The sequence below is a fragment of the Streptomyces sp. NPDC057438 genome (assembly GCF_042802995.1).
Classification (GTDB): Bacteria; Actinomycetota; Actinomycetes; order Streptomycetales; family Streptomycetaceae; genus Streptomyces.
Genome location: NZ_JBHVDD010000038.1, coordinates 42,440 through 65,682, shown reverse-complemented (window position 1 = coordinate 65,682; position 23,243 = coordinate 42,440). Strand labels below are relative to the sequence as shown.

Genomic DNA, 23,243 nt, shown 5'->3' with positions numbered 1-23,243 from the left:
CTGACGAGACGTCACATCCTCGGTATGGCCGCGCTCCAGAGCGCGGCCGCCCTCGGCCTCACCCGCATCGGCCTCCAGTCCGCCCGGGCGGCCGAGCCCGACGCGGTCGACAACGCCCCCGCGATCGTCATCGGCTCCGGCTACGGCGCGGCCGTGGCCGCCCTCCGCCTCGGCCAGGCCGGTGTCCGCACCCTCGTCCTGGAGATGGGCCGGGCCTGGACGACCCCCGGCGCCGACGGCAAGATCTTCTGTTCGACGAAGGAACCCGACGAGCGGTCCATGTGGTTCAAGACCCGGACCGAGGCCCCGCTCGCCACCTTCCTCTGGCTGGACGTCGTCAACCAGGACATCAGCCGCTACCCCGGCGTCCTGGACCGCGTGCGCCACGCCAACATGTCGGTCTTCCTGGGCCGCGGTGTCGGCGGCGGCTCCCTGGTCAACGGCAGCATGGCCGTCACCCCGCTCCGGTCGTACTTCGCCGAGCAGTTCCCGACCGTCGACACCGCCGAGATGTACGCCACGTACTTCCCGCGCGCCCGCTCCATGCTCGGCGTCAACACCGTCGACCCCGCGTGGTTCGAATCCACGGAGTGGTACCGCTTCAGCCGGGTCTCCCGCGCCCACGCCCACAAGGCGGGACTCAGGACCACCTTCGTGCCGAGCGTCTACGACTTCGACCACATGCGGCGCGAGGCCGCCGGCACCGCGACGAAGTCGGCCCTCGCAGGAGAGGTCATCTACGGCAACAACCACGGCAAGAAGAGCCTGGACAAGACGTACCTCGCCGCAGCCCTCGGCACCGGCAACGTCACCATCCACACCATGGAACGGGCCCGGGGCATCCGCCGGCAGGGCGACGGGACGTACGTCGTCACCGTCGACCGGATCGACGGCACGGGCGCGGTCGTCGAGACCAAGGAGTACGGCTGCACCTACCTGTTCCTCGGCGCCGGCAGCGTCGGCACCACCGAACTCCTCGTCCGCGCCCGGGCGAAAGGCACCCTGCCCGCGCTCGACGCCAGTGTCGGCGCGGGCTGGGGCCCGAACGGCAACGTGATGCTCGGCCGGGCCAACCACCTGTGGGACACGGTCGGGGCGAACCAGTCGACCATGCCGGTCATGGGCATCGACGACTGGGCCAACACCGCCAACCCCGTCTTCGCCGAGATAGCCCCGCTGCCCACCGGCCTCGAACACTGGGTCAGCCTCTACCTGGCGATCACCAAGAACACCGAGCGTGCCTCCTTCACCTACGACGCCGCGAGCGACTCCGCGAAGCTCGGCTGGAGCGCCGCCCAGAGCGCGGTCTCCTCGTCCATGGCCAAGAAACTCTTCGACCGGATCAACTCCGCCAACTCCACGATGTACCGCTACGACCTGTTCGGCTCGTCCAACAAGGTGTTCGCCGACGACTTCACCTACCACCCGCTGGGCGGCTGCGTGCTGGGCAGGGCGACCGACGACTACGGGAGGGTGAAGGGGTACGCGAACCTGTACGTCACCGACGGCTCGCTGGTGCCCGGCTCGATCGGGGTGAACCCGTTCGTCACGATCACCGCGCTCGCCGAACGCACGATGGCGCGGGTCCTCGTGGAGGACGCCGCGCCATAGCCGTCGTACGTGTCTGACTACTTCTGGTAGATCGCCTCGATCTCGTCCGCGTAGTCCTTCGCCACCACGTTGCGCTTGAGCTTCAGGGACGGCGTCAGGTGACCCGTCTCCTCCGTGAACTGGGAGGGCAGAATGCGGAACTTCCGCACCGATTCCGCCTTCGACACCGCGGCGTTGCCGTCGTCGATCGCGGCCTGCACGGCCGCGTTCAGATCGGCGTCCGCGCTCAGCGACGCCGCGGTGGAGCCCGCGGGCTTGCCGTGCTCGGCGGCCCAGCGGCCCAGGAACTCCTCGTCGATGGTGACCAGCGCGCCGACGAACGGCCGCCCGTCGCCCACCACCATGCACTCCGCGACCAGGGCGTGCGCCCGGATCCGGTCCTCGATCACGGCCGGGGCGACGTTCTTGCCGCCCGCGGTGACGATGATCTCCTTCTTGCGGCCCGTGATGCTGAGATAGCCGTCCTCGTCGAGGGTGCCGATGTCACCGGTGTGGAACCAGCCGTCGGCCAGCGCCTCCTCGGTCGCGCCCGGGTTGTTCCAGTACTCCTTGAACAGGTGCTCGCCGTGCAGCAGCACCTCCCCGTCGTCCGCGATCCGGACGACGGAACCCGGCAGCGGCTGCCCCACCGTGCCGATCTTCTGGCGGTCCCAGGGGTTGAACGCGGTGGCCGCGCAGGACTCGGTCAGGCCGTAGCCCTCCAGGACCGTGAAGCCGATGCCCCGGAAGAAGTGGCCGAGGCGCTCGCCCAGCGGGGCGCCGCCCGAGATCGCGAACTCGCCCTTGCCGCCGAGTACCGCGCGCAGCTTGCTGTAGACGAGCCGGTCGAACACCTTGTGCTTGATCTTCAGACCGACGGCCGGACCCGACGGGGTGTCCAGCGCCCTGCTGTACGCGATCGCGGTGTCCGCGGCCTTGTCGAAGATCTTGCCCTTGCCGTCCGCCTGCGCCTTGGCCCGCGCCGAGTTGTAGACCTTCTCGAAGACCCGCGGCACGCCGAGGATCAGCGTCGGCCGGAAGGAGGCCAGCTCGTCGGTGAGGTTCTTGATGTCCGGGACGGTGCCCAGCTTGATCGGCGCCATCATGGGCGCGACCTGCACGAGCCGTCCGAAGACGTGCGCCAGCGGGAGGAAGAGGAGGACCGAGCACTCGCCCGTGCGGAACAGCGGCCGCAGCCGCTCCACCACGTTCCCGCACTCGGCGAAGAAGCTGCGGTGGGTGAGTACACAGCCCTTCGGGCGGCCCGTGGTGCCGGAGGTGTAGACGATGGTCGCCGGGTCGTCGGCCTTCGCCAGCGAGCTGCGCTCGTCGACGGCCGCGTCGGTGACGTCCTGGCCGAGGCGGCCCAGTTCCTCCACCCCGCCGCCCTCGATCTGCCAGACGTGCTTCAGCGCCGGCAGCGAGTCGCGCACCGACTCGACGGCGGCCGTGTGCCCGTCCAGCTCCACGACCATCGCGGTCGCGCCCGAATCGGCGAGGATCCACTGCACCTGCTCCGGCGAGCTCGTCTCGTACACCGGCACGGTCACCGCGCCGGCCGTCCAGATCGCGAAGTCCAGCAGGGTCCACTCGTACCGGGTGCGGGACATCAGCGCGACCCGGTCGCCCGGCTGCACCCCGGCGGCGATGAGCCCCTTGGCGGCCGTCCGCACCTCGCTCAGGAACCGGACGGCGTCGACGTCCTGCCAGACGCCGTCCACCTTGCGGGCGATGACGGCGACATCGGGGTGCTGCGCGGCGTTTCTACGGACGATGTCCGTCAGATTGCCGTCCGTCGGGACCTCGTACAAAGCCGGAAGGCTGAACTCGCGCAAGACTGCTGCTCCTCATAGGGCGCCGGCGCCACGACTCTGTGTGCTGCGACGGTGCGGTCCAAGGACGGGGGAGCGCTCAGGTCCGCTTGTCTTGTTCCTACTGGTTGAAAACCTGAGCACAACTGGACTGCCCGGACGTTACCCGTCGGTATGGCCTCTCCGCGAGGGGGGCCGGGCGAGATGTTCTTCGCGTCACACGCGGGGGGTGCTCCGAGCAGAATAATCCCCCAACTTACTGACTGGCCAGTAACCACACGTCCGACCGGCTCTGTTCACGTATGCCGCACAGGCCTACGCTTGATCGTCATGGCACGCACACCGGGCGGTAACGACAGGACACGCATCCACGTGGTCAGCGACGTGCACGGCAACGCGCGCGACCTGGCCAGGGCGGGGGAGGGTGCCGACGCCCTGGTGTGCCTGGGTGACCTGGTCCTCTTCCTCGACTACGCCGACCACTCCCGGGGCATCTTCCCCGACCTCTTCGGCGCCGAGAACGCCACCCGGCTCGTCGAACTGCGCACCGCCCGCCGCTTCGAGGAGGCACGCGAACTCGGGGCCCGGCTGTGGTCGGGCGTCGAGGAGGAGCGTTCCGCCGTGATCGAGAAGGCCGTCCGCAAGCAGTACGCCGAGATGTTCGCGGCCTTCCCCACACCGACGTACGCCACCTACGGCAATGTCGACATGCCCACCCTGTGGCCCGAGTACGCGGGCCCGGGAACGACCGTGCTCGACGGCGAACGCGTCGAGATCGGCGGACGGGTCTTCGGCTTCGTGGGCGGCGGCCTGCGCACCCCCATGCGGACGCCCTACGAGATCGGCGACGAGGAGTACGCGGCCAAGATCGAGGCGGTGGGGGAGGTGGACGTGCTGTGCACGCACATCCCGCCGGAGGTCCCCGAACTGGTCTACGACACGGTGGCGCGCCGCTTCGAGCGGGGGAGTCGGGCGCTGCTGGACGCCATCCGCAGGACCCGGCCCCGGTACGCCCTGTTCGGGCACGTCCACCAGCCCCTGGCGCGGCGGATGCGGATCGGGGCGACCGAGTGTGTGAACGTGGGGCACTTCGCGGGGACCGGGAAGCCGTGGGCGCTGGAATGGTGAGGCCCTGGCAGGCGGTAGCCTTCACGCTGCACATACGTGCGCACCCACCTCCCTCACCGGACAGTCTCTGGAGGAGCCACGGCGATGGCGGAATTCACCAGTTCGAGCATCACGATCGAGGCTGCGGCGGCCGACGTCATGGGAGTGATCGCCGACTTCGCCCACTACCCCGACTGGACGGGCGAGGTGAAGGAGGCGGAGGTGCTCCGGGCCGACGGCCAGGGCCGCGCCGAGCAGGTCCGGCTCGTCATGGACGCCGGCGCCATCAAGGACGACCAGACGCTGGCCTACACCTGGACCGGGGCGAACGAGGTCTCCTGGACGCTGGTCAAGTCCCAGATGCTGCGGTCGCTCGACGGCTCCTACATCCTGAAGCCGGTCGGCGACTCGGTCACCGAGGTGACGTACCAGCTCACCGTCGACGTCAAGATCCCGATGCTCGGGATGATCAAGCGCAAGGCGGAGAAGGTCATCATCGACCGGGCGCTGGCGGGCCTGAAGAAGCGCGTCGAGTCCGGGAAGTAGACCGCCGGGCAGCCGTCCCGGCCGCGGCCGTCCGTGCGGCACGGACGGCCGGGCCCGGCCCCCTCACCGCGCCGGTGTGTCGGTGACCCCCCTTTCGCTGGGTTACCGTTCACCCTCATGCGCACCATCCTGATCACCGGGCCAGGCGGCGGCGGCCGCACGACGGTCGCGGCGGCCACGGCCGTCGAGGCGGCCCGTGAGGGCGCGCGGACGCTCGTGCTGAGCGCGGACCGGGCCGACGGCCTCGGCGTGGTGCTCGGTACGGCGACCGGACCGGAACCCGTGCGGGTGGCGCCGGACCTCACCGCCTGGCGGCCCGACGCCGCGGCCGGGTTCCGCGAGGACCTCGTCGCCTTCCAGGAGCGGGCCGCGTCCGTGCTGGGCATGCTCGGCGCCGCCCGGCTGGACGCCGAGGAGCTCACCCCCCTGCCCGGCGCCGAGGAACTGGCCCTGCTGCGCGCGCTGCGCGACGCCGCGCTGTCGGAGGCGTACGACCTGCTCGTCGTCGACCTGCCGCCCGCCCCGCAGGCCCTCGCGCTGCTGGCCCTCCCGGAGGAGCTGCGGCGGTACCTGCGGCGGCTGCTCCCGCCCGAGCGGCAGGCGGCCCGCGCGCTGCGGCCGGTCCTCGGGCGGCTCGCCGGAGTGCCGATGCCCGCCGAGTGGCTGTACGAGACGGCCGCCCGCTGGGACGTGGAACTGGCCGCCGTCGCGGCGGTCGTCGAGGACCCGGGGACGACCGTACGGCTGGTCGCCGAGCCGGGCCCGGCCGGCGCCGACCACGTACGCCTCGCCGGTGTCGGACTCGCCCTGCGGGCCCTGCCCGTGGACATGCTGATCGCCAACCGCGTGCTGCCCGAGGGCGCGCACGAGACCTGGCTCGCCGGCCTCGTCGCCCAGCAGCGCAAGGCGCTGGAGGAGTGGGAGGAGGCGCCGGCGGCGGGCGGGACCCGTTCCGTACGGCGCGTCGCCCACCTCGGGCACGACCCCCGTGGCGGTGACGATCTCACCGCCCTCGGTGTCCCCGGCGCGGGTGACGTGCCGGCCCGGGTCGAATGGGCCGTCACCGACAGGCTCGGGGACGAGGGGGTGCTCGTCTGGCACATCCCGCTGCCCGGGGCGATACGGGACGAGCTGGATCTCGTCCGGCGCGGCGACGAGTTGGTCCTCACGGCGGGACAGTTCCGCCGTATCGTTCCGCTCCCGTCGGCACTGCGCCGCTGCACGGTCGACGGCGCGGCCCTGCGCGAGGGGGAACTGAGGATCCGCTTCGCGCCGGACCCGCGGTTGTGGCCCCGGACGGGGTGAACCGCATACGCCCGTTCGGGTAACGTCGAGGGTACGAACCGTAGGCAGGAGCCCGCCATGAGCGAAGAGCGCCCCACGTCCGACGCCGGTCGTCAGGACGCGGCCGAGGAGGCGCGGTCGGCCGAGCAGGACCGCACGACCGACCGGGTGCGCGCGACCGACTCCGACGCCTGGGCCACCGCCTGCGAGGAGGACCTCGCCGCGGAGAAGGCCCGTCGCCGGGCGGCGTACGGTCCGCAGCCGGGCTCGGCCGCCGAGGAACTGCGCAAGCTGGTCGACACCGTCGCGGAGAAACTGTCCGGGCTGCAGTCCCCGTTGCTCGGCGTGGTCGCCGGCGGCGCGGCCCAGCAGATGGTCGACCAGGTCGTCCGGCAGGCCAAGGCCGCCGTCGAACCCGTCATCGAACGCAACCCCGACGTCTTCGACCATCTGGCCTCCGCGGGCAGCGAACTGCTGGCCGCGTACCGCTCCGCCGTCGAGGCCCAGGAGCGGCGCTGGACGAGCCGGGACACCTCCCACCGGGACAGCCGCGGCCAGGGCGACGATCCGGGCCCCGGCGAGCGCATCGACCTGGACTGACGCCGGCCGTCCGCCCGGCGGACGCCGGGACTGCGGGGGCGGGGCCTCGGGTACGGTTGGCCGTAGCGGGGCTCGACCGAAACTGAGGGATTCATGGGACTCACCATCGGCGTCGACATCGGCGGTACCAAGATCGCGGCTGGTGTGGTCGACGAGGAAGGCAACATCCTCTCGACCCACAAGGTGCCGACCCCGGGCACGCCCGAGGGGATCGTGGACGCCATCGCCGCCGCCGTCGAGGGCGCGCGAGCCGGACACGAGATCGTCGGCGTCGGCATCGGCGCGGCCGGTTACGTCAACCGGCAGCGGTCGATGGTCTACTTCGCCCCCAACATCGACTGGCGCAACGAGCCGCTCAAGGAGAAGGTCGAGGCCCGTGTGGGCCTGCCGGTCGTCGTGGAGAACGACGCCAACGCCGCCGCGTGGGGCGAGTACAAGTTCGGCGGCGGCAAGGGCCACCGCAACGTCATCTGCATCACCCTGGGCACCGGCCTCGGCGGCGGCATCATCATCGGCAACAAGCTGCGCCGCGGCCACTACGGCGTCGCCGCCGAGTTCGGCCACATCCGGATGGTCCCCGACGGACTGATGTGCGGCTGCGGCTCCCAGGGCTGCTGGGAGCAGTACGCGTCCGGGCGGGCCCTGGTCAGGTACGCCCAGCAGCGCGCCAACGCCACCCCCGAGAACGCGGAACTCCTCCTCGGCCTCGGTGACGGCACCCCCGACGGCATCGAGGGCAAGCACATCTCCATGGCCGCCCGCCAGGGCGACCCCGTGGCCGTCGACTCCTACCGCGAACTGGCCCGCTGGGCCGGCGCAGGTCTTGCCGACCTCGCCTCCCTGTTCGACCCGTCGGCCTTCATCGTGGGCGGCGGTCTGTCGGACGAGGGCGAACTGGTCCTCGACCCGATCCGCAAGTCCTACAAGCGCTGGCTCGTGGGCGGCAACTGGCGCCCGGTGGCCGAGGTCGTCGCCGCCCGACTGGGCAACGACGCGGGCCTGGTGGGCGCGGCGGACCTGGCGAGAGAGCCCGACCCGATCATGTAGACACCGGTCGCCACCCCCGCGCCCCGTTCTCCAGGGGCGCGGGGGTCGGCGCGGCCGGTCCCCACCGGCAGTCGGCCGAACGGACGACCCGTCGTTTCCCGGCCCTCCCGGCGGAGCACCGCCGCGTACATTGATCCACATGACGCCGCTGCCCAACTCCCGGACGAACCCCGACGGTTCGGCGACCATCCGCGTCCTCAGCTACAACATCCGCTCGATGCGCGACGACACCGACGCCCTCGCCCGGGTGATCGCCGCCTGCGCCCCCGACCTGGTGCTCGTCCAGGAAGCCCCCCGCTTCTTCCGGTGGCGCAAGAAACTCGCCCGGCTCGCCGCCGCCTCCGGCCTGGTCACCCTCTCCGGCGGCGCCACCGCCTCCGGCCCCGCACTGCTGTGCGGCCTGCGCGCCACCGTCGAACACACCGAGGACGTGCTGCTGCCCCTCACCCCCGGCCTGCACCGACGCGGCTTCGCCACGGCGGTGGTCCGCTTCGGCCGCGCCCGCCTCGGCGTCCTGTCCTGCCACCTCTCCCTGCAGAAGGACGAGCGGTACGAGCAGGGCGGCCTGCTCCTGGACCGGCTGGCCGGCCTCGGCGTGACCCACGCGGTCGCGGGCGGCGACCTCAACGAGCGCCCGGACGGCCGCACCTTCCGCCGCCTCGCCGGAGAACTCCAGGACTGCTGGACCACCACCCCCTGGGGCGGCGAGTACAGTTCCACGCCCACCGACCCCCACCAGCGCATCGACGCGATCCTGGCCACGTCCGGCATCGAGGTCCTCGGCTGCGGCGTCCCTCTCGACCATCCCGGCATCCGCGAGGACGACCTGAGGGCGGCCACGGACCACCTGCCGGTCCTGGCCGCCCTCCGGGTCCCCGCCGAGCCCTGACCCACGGTGCCCGGGTGCGCCTTGGCCCGGTCGACGGCACCGGCAGGCCCTCGGACACGACGGCCACCCCGGTGGCCGGGACACGCAGGCAGCGGCGAGGGCCCGCCCGGGGCGTGACCGGGCGGGCCCTCGTCGGTGATGCCGAGTGGACGGTGGGGTCAGACGACAGCTCCCCGGCCCGGATCGTCCTCGCCCTCGTCGTCGCCGTTCATCCGCATGACCAGGGTGGCGAAACCGCCGAGGAAACCGCCGATGCCCAGGGTCGTGAGCCACCAGGTCATGTCCCAGCCGAGCAGCACGGCGAGCAGGAGCAGGACCGGGCCGCCGATCACCCCAAGCCAGGCGAACTTGGCGGTCGTGTCGGCCTCCGGCAGCGGGGGCGGCTCGGGCGGCACGAAGTGGCCCTCCCCGTCCTCGTCGTCGGCGTCCGGGTCGTCCTGGTCCGGGTCCTCGCCGACCGGGTCGGGCACGCTGTAGTCGCGCGGACCCGCGCCGACGCCGGGTGCGAACGCGACCGAGCTGCCCAGCGGCCTCGGGGACGCGGGGCCGGCGGCACCCGGGGACTTGTCCTCGGCGTCCTCCGGCTCGGCCTCCAGCAGCGCGAGATCCTCCACCGACCGGAACGGCTTGGAGCCCGGCGGGTCCGGCGGCTCGGTGCCGAACCCGGCCACGATGGCCCGCCACGCGGCGTCCTCGTCGAACGGCACGTGCTGCTCCTCGCCCATGCCGTGCTGCTCCTCATCGGCGCTGCCACCCGGCGACTCGCCGGACGCGGCGCCCGCGGAGCCGCCCGAGGAGCCGCCCGCGGAGTCGCCGGGCGAGGCGCCGAGGGGCGCTCCCTTCTCCTCCGGCTCACGCTCGGAGTCGTGCTCAGCCACCAGTGGCCGTCCCTTCCCTCTGCTCAAAGGATCCCGGACCGGTCCGGGACGCGGGTCCCGCGTCGGACCGCTGTACGGATTCCGCGTCGGAGTCCTTCACGTCCGCCGCCCCGGGCCGCGTCACGAGCCGGGTGACGAACGCGAGGCTCTCCTCGAAGATCCGGTCCGCGTCGTGGTCCAACGTCGCGACATGGTGGCTCTGTTCCAGCAGGATCTCCGTGACGTCCGTGGACGACACCCGGCCGAGGACCCGCTCGGAGTCGACGGGCGGCACCACATGGTCCCGCGGGCTGTGCAGGAGCAGCAACGGCTGGGTCACCTGGGGCAGATCGCCGTCGACGAGACGGAGGAAGTTGCGCAGCGAGTGCGCCGCGTGCAGCGGCACATGGCCGTACCCCACCTCCTCGACGCCCTCCTTCGCGATGTCGCTGGTGATCCCCTTGGTGGTGGGGACGAAGTGCCGGAGCAGCGGGAGGGCGTGCGCGGCCGGGCCGTGCACCTTGTTCGCCGGGTTGACGACCACCACGCCGTCGACCGCGTCCCCGTGCTTCGCGGCCAGCCGCAGCGCCAGCGCGCCGCCCATGGACAGCCCCGCGACGAAGACGTGCGCACAGCGCTCGCGCAGGGCCCGCAGCTCGCGGTCCACCTCCGCGTACCAGTCCTGCCAGCCGGTCGGACGCAGGTCCTCCCAGCGGGTGCCGTGCCCCGGCAGCAGGGGTAGCGCGACGGTCAGGCCCTGTGCGGCGAGATACTCCGCCCAGGGGCGCAGCGACTGCGGGGACCCGGTGAATCCGTGGCAGAGGAGGACTCCGACCTCCCCGCCCTGGTGGTGGTACGGCTCGGCTCCAGGAAGGACCGGCACGGTTCGGTCTCCTGTTCGTGAGAAGGGTGTGAATGCAGTCCGGATGTGGTTCACCGTACGCGACCGCTCCGACACCGACCAGGGGCTTCGCGCGGCGGGGGCCGACACCGGCCAGGGGTGCGGGACTCTTCCCCGGGCGTCCGGGTTAAGGTCTGATCCACAGAACGAAGAGAGGCACTCGGGTGTTGTACGGCGCGATGAAGGTCGCTATCGGGGGACCGCTCAAGGTCACTTTCCGGCCCTGGGTGGAGGGCCTGGAGAACATTCCGCCCGAGGGCGCCGCGATCCTCGCGAGCAACCACCTGTCCTTCTCGGACTCGTTCTTCCTCCCCGCCGTCCTCGACCGCAAGGTCACGTTCATCGCGAAGGCGGAGTACTTCACCACCCCGGGCCTCAAGGGCAAGCTGACGGCCGCCTTCTTCAAGGGCGTCGGCCAGCTCCCGGTGGACCGCTCCGGTGCGCGGGGCGCGGGTGAGGCCGCCATCAACAGCGGCATACAGGTCATCGAGAGCGGCGAGCTGTTCGGCATCTACCCCGAGGGCACCCGTTCGCCCGACGGCCGCCTCTACCGGGGCAAGCCCGGCGGACTGGCCCGCGTGGCCCTCGCCACCGGCGCGCCCGTGATCCCCGTCGCCATGATCGACACGGAGAAGATCCAGCCCCCCGGCAAGGTCCTGCCGAAGGTGATGCGCCCCGGAATCCGGATCGGCAGGCCCCTCGACTTCAGCCGCTACCAGGGCATGGAGCACGACCGCTTCGTCCTGCGGGCGCTGACCGACGAGGTCATGTACGAGATCATGAAGCTCTCCGGCCAGGAGTACGTCGACATCTACGCGACCGCCGCCAAACGGCAGATCGCGGAGGCGGCGAAGGCGGGCAAGGAAGCCGACAGGGCCGCCAGGGCCGCCCTCGCCAAGGCCGAGAAGGCCGGGAAGACCGAGAAGGAGCAGCCGGGCGGGGACCGGCCGGCCGGGGAAGAGCGGGAACAGGCGGAGAACACCCGGGCGGACCGGGACCGGCCGGCTTCGTAACGGCCGCTTTCCCGGGTACGGTCGCGTTCCCGGACGCGATCGTCGTGGGGTGGGGTGGGGGATATGCCTGAGCGTGAACGAGTCATGCGCATGTCGGTCGAGCAGCCGCTGTGGCGTGCCCTCACCGGCTACCGGGTCCTGACGGCGATCTACGCCATCGGCCTCTTCGTCAGCGCGTACGACAAGTTCGAGCGCCCGTGGCTGGCCATCGCCTACCTGGCGGTGCTGGCCGCCTGGACGCTGCTGACCCTGCCGAGGGTGGCGAGCGCGGCCGGCTGCACCAAGCGGTTCCTCGCGGCCGACCTCACCGTCGCGATCACCGGCATCCTGCTCACCCGGCTCGCCGACTCGGCCGCCCGGGTCGAGGCCGGCGGTCCCACCCTGCCGTCGATATGGACCGCCGGCGCCGTGCTGGCCTTCGCCATCAAGGGCGGCTGGCGTTGGGCCGCCTTCGCCTCCACGCTCGTCGCCGTCGCCAACCTGATCCACCGCGGCGCCCCCACCCGCGACACCGTCCACAACGTGCTCCTGGTCTGGGTCGCCTCCATCGCCATCGGGTACGTCGTGGAGGTGGCCCGCGCCTCCGAGCGCACCCTCGCCCGCGCCCTGGAGATCGAGGCCGCCACCCGCGAACGCGAACGCCTGGCCCGGGACATCCACGACGGCGTCCTCCAGGTCCTCGCCATGGTCCAGCGGCGCGGCACCGCCCTCGGCGGCGAGGCGGCCGAACTGGGCCGGATGGCGGGCGAGCAGGAGGTCGCGCTGCGCACCCTGGTCTCCGGCGGCCTGGTCCCCGTCTCCCGGGTGTCGGAGGACGCGGCCGAGGGGGCGCTCGTCCGGGCGGTGGACGAACCGGACGGGCCCGGCGGCGACGGCCGGGACCCCGTGGACCTGCGGGCCCTCCTCGCCCCGTACGCGAGCGGGACGGTCACCTTCTCGGAGCCCGGCGGCCCGGTGCCGCTGGCCCCGGGAGCCGCGCGGGAGCTGGCGGCGGCCGTCGGCGCGGCCCTGGACAATGTGCGCGAGCACGCGGGCGAGGGGGCGCGGGCCTGGATCCTCGTCGAGGACTGGCCGGACGAGATCGTCGTGACCGTACGGGACGACGGCCCCGGCATCCCCGAGGGCCGGCTCGTCCAGGCCGAGGGCGAGGGGCGGCTCGGCGTGGCCCTCTCCATCCGGGGACGGCTGCGCGACATCGGAGGTACGGCCGAACTGATCTCGGTGCCCGGCCAGGGCACCGAGGTCGAACTGAAGGTGCCCAGGGCCGCGGAACGGCCCAAGGGCGTACGGGGGAAGGCGGAGAAGCGGTGACGGAGCACGTGCGGAGCGAGCAGAACGTGGGGAGCGCCGGGCCGGCGGACGCGGGCGCACAGCCCGGCGGGGGCGGCCCGCTCAGGGTCATGGTGGTCGACGACCACCCCATGTGGCGCGACGCCGTCGCCCGCGACCTGGCCGAGTCGGGTTTCGAGGTGGTCGCCACGGCGGGCGACGGCGAGCAGGCGGTGCGGCGCGCCCACGCCGCCGCACCGGACGTCCTCGTCCTGGACCTGAACCTGCCCGCGAAGCCCGGCGTGCAGGTCTGCAAGGAACTGGTCGGCGCGAACCCGGCGCTGCGGGTGCTCGTCCTGTCGGCGAGCGGGGAGCACGCGGACGTCCTGGAGGCGGTGAAGTCCGGCGCGACGGGCTACCTGCTGAAGTCCGCCTCGACGGAGGAGCTGATCGACGCCGTACGCCGCACCGCGGTCGGCGATCCCGTGTTCACCCCCGGTCTCGCGGGCCTGGTGCTCGGCGAGTACCGCCGCCTCGCCTCCGAGCCCGCCCCGGCGCCGGGTGCCGACGAGCCCAAGGCCCCGCAGCTCACCGACCGTGAGACCGAGGTGCTCCGGCTCGTCGCCAAGGGCCTGAGCTACAAGCAGATCGCCGAACGCCTCGTCATCTCGCACCGCACGGTCCAGAACCATGTGCAGAACACCCTCGGCAAGCTCCAGCTCCACAACCGGGTGGAACTGGTCCGCTATGCCATAGAGCGCGGTCTCGACGACGAGTAAACGCCGCGAATCACCCCATAGAGTGAAGGCGATTTGATCAACTACGATCAACTCACCCTCTATAGACAGTAATTCGCCGGAATTGACCTTCCCGCACATGTCGAAGTGACCTGGATCACTATTAGCGTGACCCTCACCAGGCAACCGCGGCGAAGGGACTTTTCCATGCGCGTCGGAGTACTCACCGGAGGCGGCGACTGCCCCGGGCTCAACGCCGTCATCCGGGGCGCCGTCCGCAAGGGCGTGCAGGAGTACGGCTACGACTTCGTGGGCTTCCGGGACGGTTGGCGGGGTCCGCTGGAGAACGACACCGTCCGCCTCGACATCCCCGCCGTCCGCGGCATCCTGCCCCGCGGCGGCACCATTCTCGGCTCCTCGCGCACCAACCCGCTCAAGGAGGAGAACGGCATCCGCCGCATCAAGGACAACCTCGCCAAGCAGGAGGTCGAGGCGCTCATCGCCATCGGCGGCGAGGACACGCTCGGGGTGGCGGCGCGCCTGTCGGACGAGTACGGGGTGCCGTGCGTGGGCGTCCCGAAGACGATCGACAACGACCTCTCCGCCACGGACTACACCTTCGGCTTCGACACGGCCGTCGGCATCGCGACCGAGGCCATCGACCGGCTCCACACCACCGCCGAGTCGCACATGCGTGTGCTGGTGGTGGAGGTGATGGGCCGGCACGCCGGCTGGATCGCCATCCACTCCGGCCTGGCCGGCGGCGCCAACGCCATCCTCATCCCCGAACAGCGCTTCGACGTCGACAAGGTGTGCGCCTGGGTGACCTCCCGCTTCAAGGCCTCCTACGCGCCGATCGTGGTCGTCGCCGAGGGGGCCATGCCGAAGGACGGGGAGATGGTCCTCAAGGACGGCTCGCTCGACTCCTTCGGCCATGTCCGGCTCTCCGGGGTCGGCGAATGGCTGGCCAAGGAGATCGAGAGGCGGACGGGCAAGGAGGCCAGGACGACCGTCCTCGGCCACGTCCAGCGCGGCGGCACCCCGTCCGCGTTCGACCGCTGGCTCGCCACGCGCTTCGGGCTGCACGCGATCGACGCGGTGCGTGACCGCGACTTCGGCAAGATGGTCGCCCTCCGGGGCACGGACATCGTCCGCGTCCCGATCGCCGACGCGACGGCGAAGCTGAAGACCGTCGACCCGAAGCTGTACGAGGAGGTCGGGGTCTTCTTCGGCTGAGGCGGACGCGTCATGGGTCGGGGGTGCGGGTTCGTCGGCGACCGCGGGCCCGGTGGGGCTTGTCGCGCCAGTTCCCCGCACCCCTGAAAGACCAGGCTCCTGCGGGCCTGGAGACCGGCCCCGAGCGGCCTGAAAGATGACCGGCGGCGGGCCCGAGAAGCACGGGCGCAGCCCCTGCTCTTCCGGGGCGCGGGGAACTGCGCGACCAGCCCCCACCCACCCGCACCCGCCGACGCATCCCGCGCCCCCGAGCCACTGGGCGCCCCTAACGCGCGCTCAGCGACCCAACCCCCGCCACCAGCTGACGCACCACATTCACCCCGTCCAGCGTCAGCACCGACTCCGGATGGAACTGCACCCCCGCGAACCCGGGCCCCCGCAGCGCGTGCACCTCACCGCTCCCGCTCCGGCTGACCTCCACCCCGTGGGCCGCCAGCTCCCCGGCCGCCCCGTCGTCGCAGCGGGCCACGAAGCTGTTGTAGAACCCGACGGTCTCGGCGCGCCCGAACAGATCGATCCCGGTCTGCGCGCCCTGGTAGGGCACCTCCTTGCGCACGATCTCCAACCCCAGCTCCAAGGCGATGAGTTCGTGCCCCAGGCACACCCCGAGCACCCCGTGCCGATGCCCCCGCAGCACCTCTGCGGTCAGCGACCGCAGAAAGCGCATCTTGGGGTCGCTCACGTCCTGCGGGTTCCCGGGCCCGGGCCCCAGCACCACCACTCCCTCGTGCGCGAGCACATCGGCCCGCAGCCCCGGCTCGTCGTACCGCCGTACGGTGACCTCCAGCCCCGACGACCTGAGCAGATGCGCGAGCATCGCGGTGAAGGTGTCCTCGGCGTCCACGACCAGCGCGTGCCCGGTCAGCTCGGCCGTCCGCTCCCGCATCCGCAGCCAGAACGGCGCCAGCGCCGCCCGTCGCCCGTCCAGCGCGGCCCGCACCCGGGGGTCGTCCGCCAGGGCCGGCCCCACCCGTTCGGGGCCGGGCCGCCCCGGCCGTACCCCCAGCGCGGCCAGCACCCCCGCCACCTTCGCGTGCGTCTCGGCGACCTCGCCCGCCGGATCGGACCCCCGCACGAGCGTGGCCCCCACCGACACCTTCAGCCGCCCGTCCGCCGCGATGTCGGCCGTACGGATCAGGATCGGAGAGTCCAGGGTCTGCGCCCCTCCCGAGTCCCGCCCCAGCAGTGCCAGCGCCCCCGCGTAGTACCCGCGCCCGACACCGTCCCGCCCGAGGGGCTCGTACCGCTCGATCACCCGGCAGGCGTTCTGCACCGGCGAACCGGTGACCGTGGCGGCGAACATCGTCTCCCGCAGCACCTCCCGCACGTCCAGCGAGGACCGCCCGCGCAGCTCGTACTCGGTGTGCGCGAGGTGGGCCATCTCCTTCAGCCGGGGCCCCACCACGACCCCGCCCATGTCGCCGACCGTGCACATCATCTTGAGCTCCTCGTCGACGACCATCGACAGCTCCTCGATCTCCTTGCCGTCGGCGAGGAAGGCCAGCAGACCCTCCGGTGTCGGCCCCCCGGCGGGATAGCGATAGGTCCCGCTGATCGGGTTCATCACGACCGTCCCGCCCGCCCGTCTCCCACCACCGCCCTCAACCGAGAGCGCTTCGCGCTCGCCCCTCCTGCTCGACATCCGCACGTGCACCTCCGGGCTGGCGCCGACCAGCGTGCGCTCACCGGTGTGCACCACGAACGTCCAGTACGCGCCCCGCTCGCCCTCCAGCAGCCGCCGGAACAGCGCGAGCGCGTCGGCGCGGCCGAAGCCCGGGATCACGCCCTCGTACGTCCGCCGGATCACGAAGTTGGCGCCCTCGCCCCGCCCGATCTCCTCGCGCAGCACCCGGTCCACGATCCGCGCGTACGCCTCGTCGTCCACGTCGAAGCCCCCGTCCTCGACCCGGACGTCATGGGCGGGCAGCTCCGCGAGGACCCGGTCGAGAGGCAGCTCGCAGGTCTCCTCCGGGACCAGCACCGCCAGGGGCGTCCCGTCGTCGCGGACGTCGAAGCCGCGTTCGCGGATCTGCCGGAAGGGCACGAGCGCCAGCCCCTCGTCGGGGAGGTCGGCGAGCCGCTGGCAGGTGGTCACCGGACCGATCAGCAGCTCCACCGTGTCCTGGTCGTCGCGGCCCGGCGTGCGGCGGCGCAGCAGGGCGAACGGGCGGTCGTCGGACAACAGCCGGGTCAGGTCCATGGGTTCCTCTTCCCTTAAGGATCACGGTCGTCGCGGTGATCGGGGAGGAGCGGCCGGGCCCTGGAAACGCCGAAGGCCGCCCCTCGGGCGGCCTTCGCGAAGTCTTGCGTACGCGCAGTCAGTGGGCCGCCGGATGAGCGGTCCACCACCAGTTCTGGATCGAGTGCGCGAACATGCGCCGCACCCTACCCGACATCTCGCGAGAACTCATGTGATCCGCGCGGGGGTTCCTCCTAAGATCCCCTACTGTTCAGTCTTGACATGTTCGAGTCGATTTGTGGATACGGAAGGGCGCGTGTGTCACTCATAGGGAGAATGAGGCCCCTGGTCTTCGTCGCGGCGGCGGCCGTTCTGCTCACCGGGCTCACCGGGCAGCCGGCGGCGGCCGTGGACGAGCCGGTGATGACGAAGCTGACGCTGAGCGGCGACAGGTTCAAGATGACCGACACCAGCACCGTGTCGGCGGCCACCACCCTCGACGGCAAGCTGGCGGACGCCGACCTCGCCGACGTCGTCACCACCGAGTACACGAAGAACTCCGCCGGGGCGAGTGACCCGTGGATGAACCTGCGCACCATGCGCGCGTGCGCCGGCGACGAGACGAAGGCGCTGCCGCCGGTGAGCCGGAAGGTCTCCTGGTGCTGGTCCTCGGCGCACGGCGACGACACCACCCCGCGCTGGTGGCCGCAGGGCATGAGCAGCACCGGCACCGCCGACGGGGCCGACGGCGCCATCCAGGACAAGCGCGTCACCGCGGTCGCCTGGCACTACAAGACGTTCAAGACCAACGCGGCCGGCGACTACGAGGCCAACGACAAGTGCAGGACGAACAACCTGCTCAAGCTCAGCCTCATCGACCGTGACACCAGGAAGTACCGCCACGTCCTCCTCGCCGAGCCCACGGAGGGCGGCGCGGACTTCAAGTTCGTCACCGGCCACGGCGGCGGCATCGTCTGGTACGGCAACTACCTCTACGTCACGGACACCTCCAACGGCATCCGCGTGTTCGACATCAACAAGCTCGGCAAGGTCGACACCTACGGCTCCGGCATCAACTCCTACGGCATCGACGGCTCCGGAAAGTCCAGCGCCTGTGGCTACCCGTACGTGCTGCCGCAGGTCCACTACTACAAGCAGACCTCCCCGCCGCCCTCCGGTGCGTGCGACTCGGACGCCGTCAACGGCACGCCCGACGCCGACTCCCTGTGCTACTCCTGGCTCTCCCTCGACAAGTCCGGCGGCAGCCCGTACAAGCTGGTCACCGGTGAGTGGTTCGGCACCGCGGCGGGCGGCCGGGTGGTCCGCTACCAGCTCAATCCGACCAGCGCCTCGACCTACCCGGGCCTGCTCAACATGTCCGGCGGCAAGACCGTGGTCCAGGACGCCTACGCCGCGTCCCGCTACGTCGGCCTGCAGGGCGGCATGACCTGGACCGACAGCACCGGACTGCTGAACTTCGCCTTCCACAAGGGCTGCGCCCTGCAGCCCGCCGTCTTCTCGCACACCTGGGTGGGCGACACCCGGGCCACCACCGCCTGCAACCGCACGGTCGGGACGACGGTGTACGCGAACGGGAACTGGGCGGTCGGCACGCCCCAGGCCCTGAGCTACTGGCCGAGGCTCGGCGCGGACCAGGTGGAGGAGCTGTGGGGGCTCACCGAGCACATCTGCGCCGGTACGACGCTGCGCGGCAGCTTCCCCCACGAGTTCCAGGCCGTGCAGGAGCCGGACGAGAAGAAGAACGCCTGTGACGGCTACAACGCCGCCGCCAACCTGTCACTGCGTACGGTCTTCGCCGTCGGCTTCGACGACAGCGCGGTCATGAACCTGCACTGACACCGGCCGCCCCGCCGTCACCGGTCCGACGAACCCCGCTCCCCGATCGAGCGGGGTTCGTCTCACTTGATGAGCATGGGGATGGACGCCCGACACGACCCCGTAATGTGGAGGTCGTGACCGTGAACGCTAAGTCCAGCGCGAGCGCTGGCAACACCTGGCGAGACCTGCCCGCGGCGCAGCAGCCCGAGTACCCCGACACCGAGGCTCTGCGCGCAGTCGTTGCGGAGCTCGAGTCGTATCCGCCGCTCGTCTTCGCGGGCGAGTGCGACCAGCTGCGCGCCCGGATGGCGTCCGTCGCCAAGGGAGAGGCGTTCCTCCTCCAGGGCGGCGACTGTGCCGAGGCCTTCGACGCCGTGTCGGCCGACCACATCCGCAACAAGCTGAAGACCCTGCTCCAGATGGGCGCGGTCCTCACGTACGCGGCCTCCGTGCCGGTCGTGAAGGTCGGCCGGATCGCCGGCCAGTACTCCAAGCCGCGCTCCAAGGGCACCGAGACCCGCGACGGCGTGACCCTGCCGACCTACCGCGGCGACTCGGTCAACGGCTTCGACTTCAACGAGGCCGCGCGCATCCCGGACCCCGAGCGCCTGAAGCGGATGTACCACGCCTCCGCCTCCACGCTCAACCTGGTGCGCGCCTTCACCACCGGCGGTTACGCCGACCTGCGCCAGGTGCACGCCTGGAACCAGGACTTCGTGAAGTCGTCCCCGTCCGGCCAGCGCTACGAGCAGCTCGCCCGCGAGATCGACAACGCGCTGAACTTCATGCACGCCTGCGGGACCGACCCGGAGGAGTTCCGCACCGTCGAGTTCTTCTCCTCGCACGAGGCGCTGCTGCTCGACTACGAGTCGGCGCTGACCCGCGTGGACTCGCGCACGGGCCGCCTGTACGACGTGTCGGCGCACATGGTGTGGATCGGTGAGCGCACCCGGCAGCTGGACCACGCGCACATCGAGTTCGCCTCGCAGATCCGCAACCCGATCGGGATCAAGCTCGGCCCGACGACGACGGCCGAGGACGCGCTGCGGTACATCGAGCGCCTCGACCCGGACCGCGAGCCGGGCCGGCTCACCTTCATCGTGCGCATGGGCGCGGACAAGGTCCGCGACAAGCTGCCCGAGCTGGTCGAGAAGGTCACCGCCTCCGGCGCGACGGTGGCCTGGGTCACCGACCCGATGCACGGCAACACCTTCGAGGCGGCCTCCGGCCACAAGACCCGCCGCTTCGACGACGTGCTCGACGAGGTCAAGGGCTTCTTCGAGGTCCACAAGGGCCTCGGCACCCACCCGGGCGGCATCCACGTGGAGCTGACCGGCGACGACGTCACGGAGTGCGTGGGCGGCGGCGACGAGATCTTCGTCGACGACCTGCACCAGCGCTACGAGACCGCCTGCGACCCCCGGCTCAACCGCAGCCAGTCCCTGGACCTGGCGTTCCTCGTCGCGGAGCTGTACCGGGACTAGTAGCTGATCAGCAGGGGATGCGCCCGTTACAGGAGCGCGAGGTGGGGCGCGGATCACATACGATCCGCGCCCCACTCCACTTTTGCGGTTCCTGCCCGCCGGGTAAGGTTAGGTTAGCCTCACCGATCATCGGGACGGGGCCTCGTACTCGATCCCGGCGGGAGGTGGACCGCGTGTTCGTCTGCAGTTGCTTCGGTGTCACCGAGCAGCAGGTCAAGAAACATGCGGCGGACGGCGCCTGCACTCCTCGCCAGATCGCGTCGGCCTGCAAGGCGGGCACGGACTGCGGCTCGTGCGTGCGCCGGATCCAGGCGATCCTCGGCAGGGGCGCGTGCCCGCGCCCGGAGCCGGCCGGCCAGGGGGTGGCGGTCTACGCCGATCTCGGGAAGACGGCCGAACTCGGGGAAGCGGCCTAGCCCAGCGGCCCGGCACGAGGGCGCGGTCTGGCCCGGGGGCCGGTCTGGCTCAGCCCTCCGGCTGCTCGATCAGCTGTGCGATGTAGAGCGCCTCGCCCAGCTTCTCCAGGAGTTCCAGCTGGGTGTCGAGGTAGTCGATGTGGTGCTCCTCGTCCGCGAGGATCGACTCGAAGATGTTCGCCGAGGTGATGTCGCCCTTGTTGCGCATCACCTCGATGCCGCGCTTGAGGCGGTCGATGGCCTCGACCTCGACCTGCCGGTCGGCCTCGAACATCTCCTTGACCGTCTGCCCCACCCGGACGTGGAACAGCCGCTGGTAGTTCGGCAGCCCGTCCAGGAACAGGATCCGGTCGGTGAGGATCTCCGCGTGCTTCATCTCGTCGAACGACTCGTGACGCGTGTACTTCGCGAGCTTCGTCCAGCCGAAGTTCTCCTGCATCTTCGCGTGCAGGAAGTACTGGTTGATCGCGGTGAGCTCCGCGGTCAGCTGCTCGTTGAGGAATTCGATGACCTCGGGGTCGCCCTGCATCGCAGAAGCTCCTTCCAAGCGGGGGAACTGGGAGGTTGCGCCGCGATGATTGCACCGCCGTCGAAGATCGTCCAGTAAGTGCGGGCTTAGTAAGTAAGTGCATCCTTAGTTCGAAATGTCCGAGTCGGGTGGACCCTGGTCATGTGCACCGGCCGAGGTCTGTCAGGATGGAGTCATGGGTCAGCCGGTGGAACGCGCATCAGGAGATCGCGCAGCTGAGAACGCGGCGTCCTCGCAGCTTCCGCCGGGACAGCGGCTCCAGCGCGGCTGGCCGGTCACCCACTACGGGCCCGTTCCCAAGTTCCGTCCCGAGCGCTGGGACTTCCGGGTCTTCGGCGCCACCGCCGACGGCGAGAAGCACGCCTGGAACCACGACGAGTTCACCGCCCTGCCGTACGCCTCGGTCGTCGCCGATCTGCACTGCGTGACGAAGTTCAGCATGGTCGGCGCCGAATGGGGCGGCATCCCGGCCCGCACGATCCTGCGGACCGCGCCGCCCGCCCCCGAGGTCACCCATGTGATGGTGTGGGCCGAGTACGGCTTCAGCTCCAACCTCCGCCTCGCCGACTTCGCCGACGACCGCACGATCTTCGCCACCCACAAGGACGGCGAACTCCTCACCGCCGAGCACGGCTTCCCCCTCCGCCTCGTCGTCCCCCACCTGTACGCCTGGAAGGGCCCCAAGTGGGTCCGCGGCATCGAGTACATGACCGCCGACCGTCGTGGCTTCTGGGAGGAGCGCGGCTACCACAACATCGGCGATCCCTGGCGGGAGCAGCGCTACTCGTACCAGGAGGAGCCGGGGGACGGCCCCGAGCTCTGACCGGCCGTCTCCTCGGCCCCTCAGCCGTCCCTGAGCTTCTTCAGGCGCTCGACGTCCGCCGCGTGCCCCTCCTTGCCGCCGGGCGTCTCGATGATCAGGGGTACGCCCTCGGTGGCGGGGTGGGTCATCAGGGCGCGGAACGGGTCCTCGCCGATGTGACCGGAGCCGATGTTCTCGTGGCGGTCCTTGTGGGCGCCGACCACGTCCTTGGAGTCGTTGGCGTGGATCAGCTTCAGCCGGCCCTCGCCGACCGTGTCCACGAGCAGGTCCAGGGTCCGGTGCATGCCGTCGGGGCCGGTCAGGTCGTGACCCGCCGCGAAGATGTGACAGGTGTCCAGGCAGACGCCCAGCTTCGGATGGGCGTCCAGCGCCTCGAAGTACGGCCCGAAGTCCCAGGTGCGCGAGCACAGCGAGGACCCCTGGCCCGCCGTGGACTCCAGCAGCAGGAACGGGTCGTCGTCGTGGGTCAGCTCGTCCAGCAGCGGCAGCAGGTACTCCCGCACCTGCTTCAAAGCCACCGAACGGTCCCGCCCTCCGGTCGCGCTCCCCGTGTGCACGACCACCCCGAGCGCGCCGATCTCCCGGCCCCGGCGCAGCGAGTGCCGCATCGACTCCACGGACCTCTCCGCCGTCGCCTCGGTGTGCGACCCGAAGTTGATCAGGTACGGCGCGTGCACGTACGCGGGGATCGACTCCTCGGCGCAGACCGCCCGGAACTCCTCGTCCTGCCGGGGGTTCCCCACCGGGGTGGCCCAGCCACGCGGATTGGCCACGAAGACCTGGACCGTCTCCGCCCGGAGCTCACGCGCGTACGTCAGCCCCACGGAGTTCAGCCCCCCGGCGACGGGGACATGCCCACCGACGGGGTTCCGCGCCGCGCGGGAGCCGCCGGGGGCGGGGGAGCCGGAGGGCCTGGGCGACGGCCCGGGAAGGGCGGCAGGGCTGGAGGACTGCTGGGTGCTCACGGCACCCAGGGTGTCATGCGCCCGCCGGCACCCGACCGGCACGTATGCCGACGCCGGGGTCTGCCGACCGGGCCGCTCGGACACGGGCTCGTCGATCCGGGTTCGCCGACAGGGAACCGAT

At 71.3% G+C, this 23,243-nt stretch carries 22 protein-coding genes; 15 read left to right on the top strand and 7 right to left on the bottom strand.

Annotated features, from left to right (window positions below):
- The first annotated feature begins 24 nt into the window (after positions 1 to 24).
- A complete protein-coding gene (locus ACFU5F_RS21725) occupies positions 25 to 1,611 on the top strand; it encodes a GMC oxidoreductase (RefSeq protein WP_383889678.1) in 1,587 nt (528 codons plus the stop codon).
- 17 nt (positions 1,612 to 1,628) lie between these two features.
- Here the strand turns inward: ACFU5F_RS21725 and ACFU5F_RS21720 are convergent, their stop codons facing one another.
- Positions 1,629 to 3,425 carry an AMP-dependent synthetase/ligase gene (locus ACFU5F_RS21720; RefSeq protein WP_383889642.1) on the bottom strand — a complete coding sequence of 599 codons (1,797 nt, stop codon included), beginning with the start codon at positions 3,423 to 3,425 and terminating at the stop codon, positions 1,629 to 1,631.
- A gap of 306 nt (positions 3,426 to 3,731) precedes the next feature.
- On the opposite strand from ACFU5F_RS21720, the gene ACFU5F_RS21715 reads away from it, so the two are divergent.
- The 6 genes from ACFU5F_RS21715 to ACFU5F_RS21690 all read left to right on the top strand — a co-directional run bounded on the left by ACFU5F_RS21715 (position 3,732) and on the right by ACFU5F_RS21690 (position 8,874).
- Entirely contained in the window at positions 3,732 to 4,529 is a 798-nt protein-coding gene (locus tag ACFU5F_RS21715; RefSeq protein ID WP_319368432.1) for a metallophosphoesterase, read from the top strand.
- A gap of 84 nt (positions 4,530 to 4,613) precedes the next feature.
- Positions 4,614 to 5,054, top strand: coding sequence for an SRPBCC family protein (locus ACFU5F_RS21710; RefSeq protein WP_383889640.1), 441 nt, complete (start codon positions 4,614 to 4,616; stop codon positions 5,052 to 5,054).
- 117 nt (positions 5,055 to 5,171) lie between these two features.
- Positions 5,172 to 6,359, top strand: a complete 1,188-nt coding sequence (locus ACFU5F_RS21705) for an ArsA family ATPase (protein ID WP_383889638.1) — start codon at positions 5,172 to 5,174, stop codon at positions 6,357 to 6,359.
- A gap of 57 nt (positions 6,360 to 6,416) precedes the next feature.
- Positions 6,417 to 6,938, top strand: a complete 522-nt coding sequence (locus tag ACFU5F_RS21700) for a DUF5304 domain-containing protein (protein WP_383889635.1) — start codon at positions 6,417 to 6,419, stop codon at positions 6,936 to 6,938.
- Positions 6,939 to 7,031: 93 nt separating this feature from the next.
- Entirely contained in the window at positions 7,032 to 7,985 is a 954-nt protein-coding gene (locus ACFU5F_RS21695; protein ID WP_059080715.1) for an ROK family glucokinase, read from the top strand.
- Positions 7,986 to 8,124: 139 nt separating this feature from the next.
- Positions 8,125 to 8,874 carry an endonuclease/exonuclease/phosphatase family protein gene (locus tag ACFU5F_RS21690; protein ID WP_383889633.1) on the top strand — a complete coding sequence of 250 codons (750 nt, stop codon included), beginning with the start codon at positions 8,125 to 8,127 and terminating at the stop codon, positions 8,872 to 8,874.
- A gap of 158 nt (positions 8,875 to 9,032) precedes the next feature.
- Here the strand turns inward: ACFU5F_RS21690 and ACFU5F_RS21685 are convergent, their stop codons facing one another.
- Together ACFU5F_RS21685 and ACFU5F_RS21680 are read right to left on the bottom strand one after the other, a co-directional pair.
- Entirely contained in the window at positions 9,033 to 9,752 is a 720-nt protein-coding gene (locus tag ACFU5F_RS21685; protein ID WP_383889631.1) for a hypothetical protein, read from the bottom strand.
- On the bottom strand, positions 9,745 to 10,614 hold the full coding sequence (locus ACFU5F_RS21680; protein WP_383889628.1) for an alpha/beta hydrolase: 870 nt from the start codon (positions 10,612 to 10,614) through the stop codon (positions 9,745 to 9,747). Before ACFU5F_RS21680 ends, ACFU5F_RS21685 begins: the two co-directional genes overlap by 8 nt.
- A 197-nt stretch (positions 10,615 to 10,811) precedes the next feature.
- Between ACFU5F_RS21680 and ACFU5F_RS21675 the strand changes: the two genes are divergently transcribed.
- The 4 genes from ACFU5F_RS21675 (at position 10,812) to ACFU5F_RS21660 (ending at position 14,887) form a co-directional block, all read left to right on the top strand.
- Positions 10,812 to 11,645: a lysophospholipid acyltransferase family protein gene (locus ACFU5F_RS21675; protein ID WP_383889625.1), complete on the top strand. Its 834-nt coding sequence runs from the start codon at positions 10,812 to 10,814 to the stop codon at positions 11,643 to 11,645.
- A gap of 63 nt (positions 11,646 to 11,708) precedes the next feature.
- Positions 11,709 to 12,956 (top strand): MacS family sensor histidine kinase, encoded by a 1,248-nt coding sequence (macS, locus tag ACFU5F_RS21670; RefSeq protein WP_383889623.1) that lies wholly within the window; start codon positions 11,709 to 11,711, stop codon positions 12,954 to 12,956.
- A gap of 89 nt (positions 12,957 to 13,045) precedes the next feature.
- Complete coding sequence (locus tag ACFU5F_RS21665) at positions 13,046 to 13,693, top strand: response regulator (protein ID WP_383889675.1); 648 nt, start codon at positions 13,046 to 13,048, stop codon at positions 13,691 to 13,693.
- A gap of 165 nt (positions 13,694 to 13,858) precedes the next feature.
- Complete coding sequence (locus ACFU5F_RS21660) at positions 13,859 to 14,887, top strand: 6-phosphofructokinase (RefSeq protein ID WP_059080709.1); 1,029 nt, start codon at positions 13,859 to 13,861, stop codon at positions 14,885 to 14,887.
- A 265-nt stretch (positions 14,888 to 15,152) separates the two neighbouring features.
- Here ACFU5F_RS21660 and ACFU5F_RS21655 read toward each other — a convergent pair whose 3' ends face one another.
- Both ACFU5F_RS21655 and ACFU5F_RS21650 read right to left on the bottom strand, forming a co-directional pair.
- On the bottom strand, positions 15,153 to 17,087 hold the full coding sequence (locus tag ACFU5F_RS21655; RefSeq protein WP_383889619.1) for an anthranilate synthase family protein: 1,935 nt from the start codon (positions 17,085 to 17,087) through the stop codon (positions 15,153 to 15,155).
- A 118-nt stretch (positions 17,088 to 17,205) separates the two neighbouring features.
- A complete protein-coding gene (locus tag ACFU5F_RS21650) occupies positions 17,206 to 17,262 on the bottom strand; it encodes a trp operon leader peptide (RefSeq protein WP_076973970.1) in 57 nt (18 codons plus the stop codon).
- Between the two features lie 140 nt (positions 17,263 to 17,402).
- On the opposite strand from ACFU5F_RS21650, the gene ACFU5F_RS21645 reads away from it, so the two are divergent.
- From ACFU5F_RS21645 to ACFU5F_RS21635, 3 genes are all read left to right on the top strand, one after another.
- Positions 17,403 to 18,923 (top strand): hypothetical protein, encoded by a 1,521-nt coding sequence (locus tag ACFU5F_RS21645; RefSeq protein WP_383889616.1) that lies wholly within the window; start codon positions 17,403 to 17,405, stop codon positions 18,921 to 18,923.
- A 116-nt stretch (positions 18,924 to 19,039) separates the two neighbouring features.
- Positions 19,040 to 20,389, top strand: a complete 1,350-nt coding sequence (locus tag ACFU5F_RS21640; RefSeq protein ID WP_383889613.1) for a class II 3-deoxy-7-phosphoheptulonate synthase — start codon at positions 19,040 to 19,042, stop codon at positions 20,387 to 20,389.
- Positions 20,390 to 20,553: 164 nt separating this feature from the next.
- Positions 20,554 to 20,805 (top strand): bacterioferritin-associated ferredoxin, encoded by a 252-nt coding sequence (locus ACFU5F_RS21635; protein ID WP_383889611.1) that lies wholly within the window; start codon positions 20,554 to 20,556, stop codon positions 20,803 to 20,805.
- Positions 20,806 to 20,854: 49 nt separating this feature from the next.
- Here ACFU5F_RS21635 and bfr read toward each other — a convergent pair whose 3' ends face one another.
- Positions 20,855 to 21,334: a bacterioferritin gene (gene bfr / locus ACFU5F_RS21630; protein WP_383889609.1), complete on the bottom strand. Its 480-nt coding sequence runs from the start codon at positions 21,332 to 21,334 to the stop codon at positions 20,855 to 20,857.
- A gap of 175 nt (positions 21,335 to 21,509) precedes the next feature.
- Between bfr and ACFU5F_RS21625 the strand changes: the two genes are divergently transcribed.
- Positions 21,510 to 22,157, top strand: coding sequence for a sulfite oxidase-like oxidoreductase (locus tag ACFU5F_RS21625; RefSeq protein WP_383889607.1), 648 nt, complete (start codon positions 21,510 to 21,512; stop codon positions 22,155 to 22,157).
- Between the two features lie 20 nt (positions 22,158 to 22,177).
- Here the strand turns inward: ACFU5F_RS21625 and ACFU5F_RS21620 are convergent, their stop codons facing one another.
- Positions 22,178 to 23,122, bottom strand: coding sequence for a deoxyribonuclease IV (locus ACFU5F_RS21620; RefSeq protein WP_383889604.1), 945 nt, complete (start codon positions 23,120 to 23,122; stop codon positions 22,178 to 22,180).
- Positions 23,123 to 23,243 lie beyond the last annotated feature (121 nt).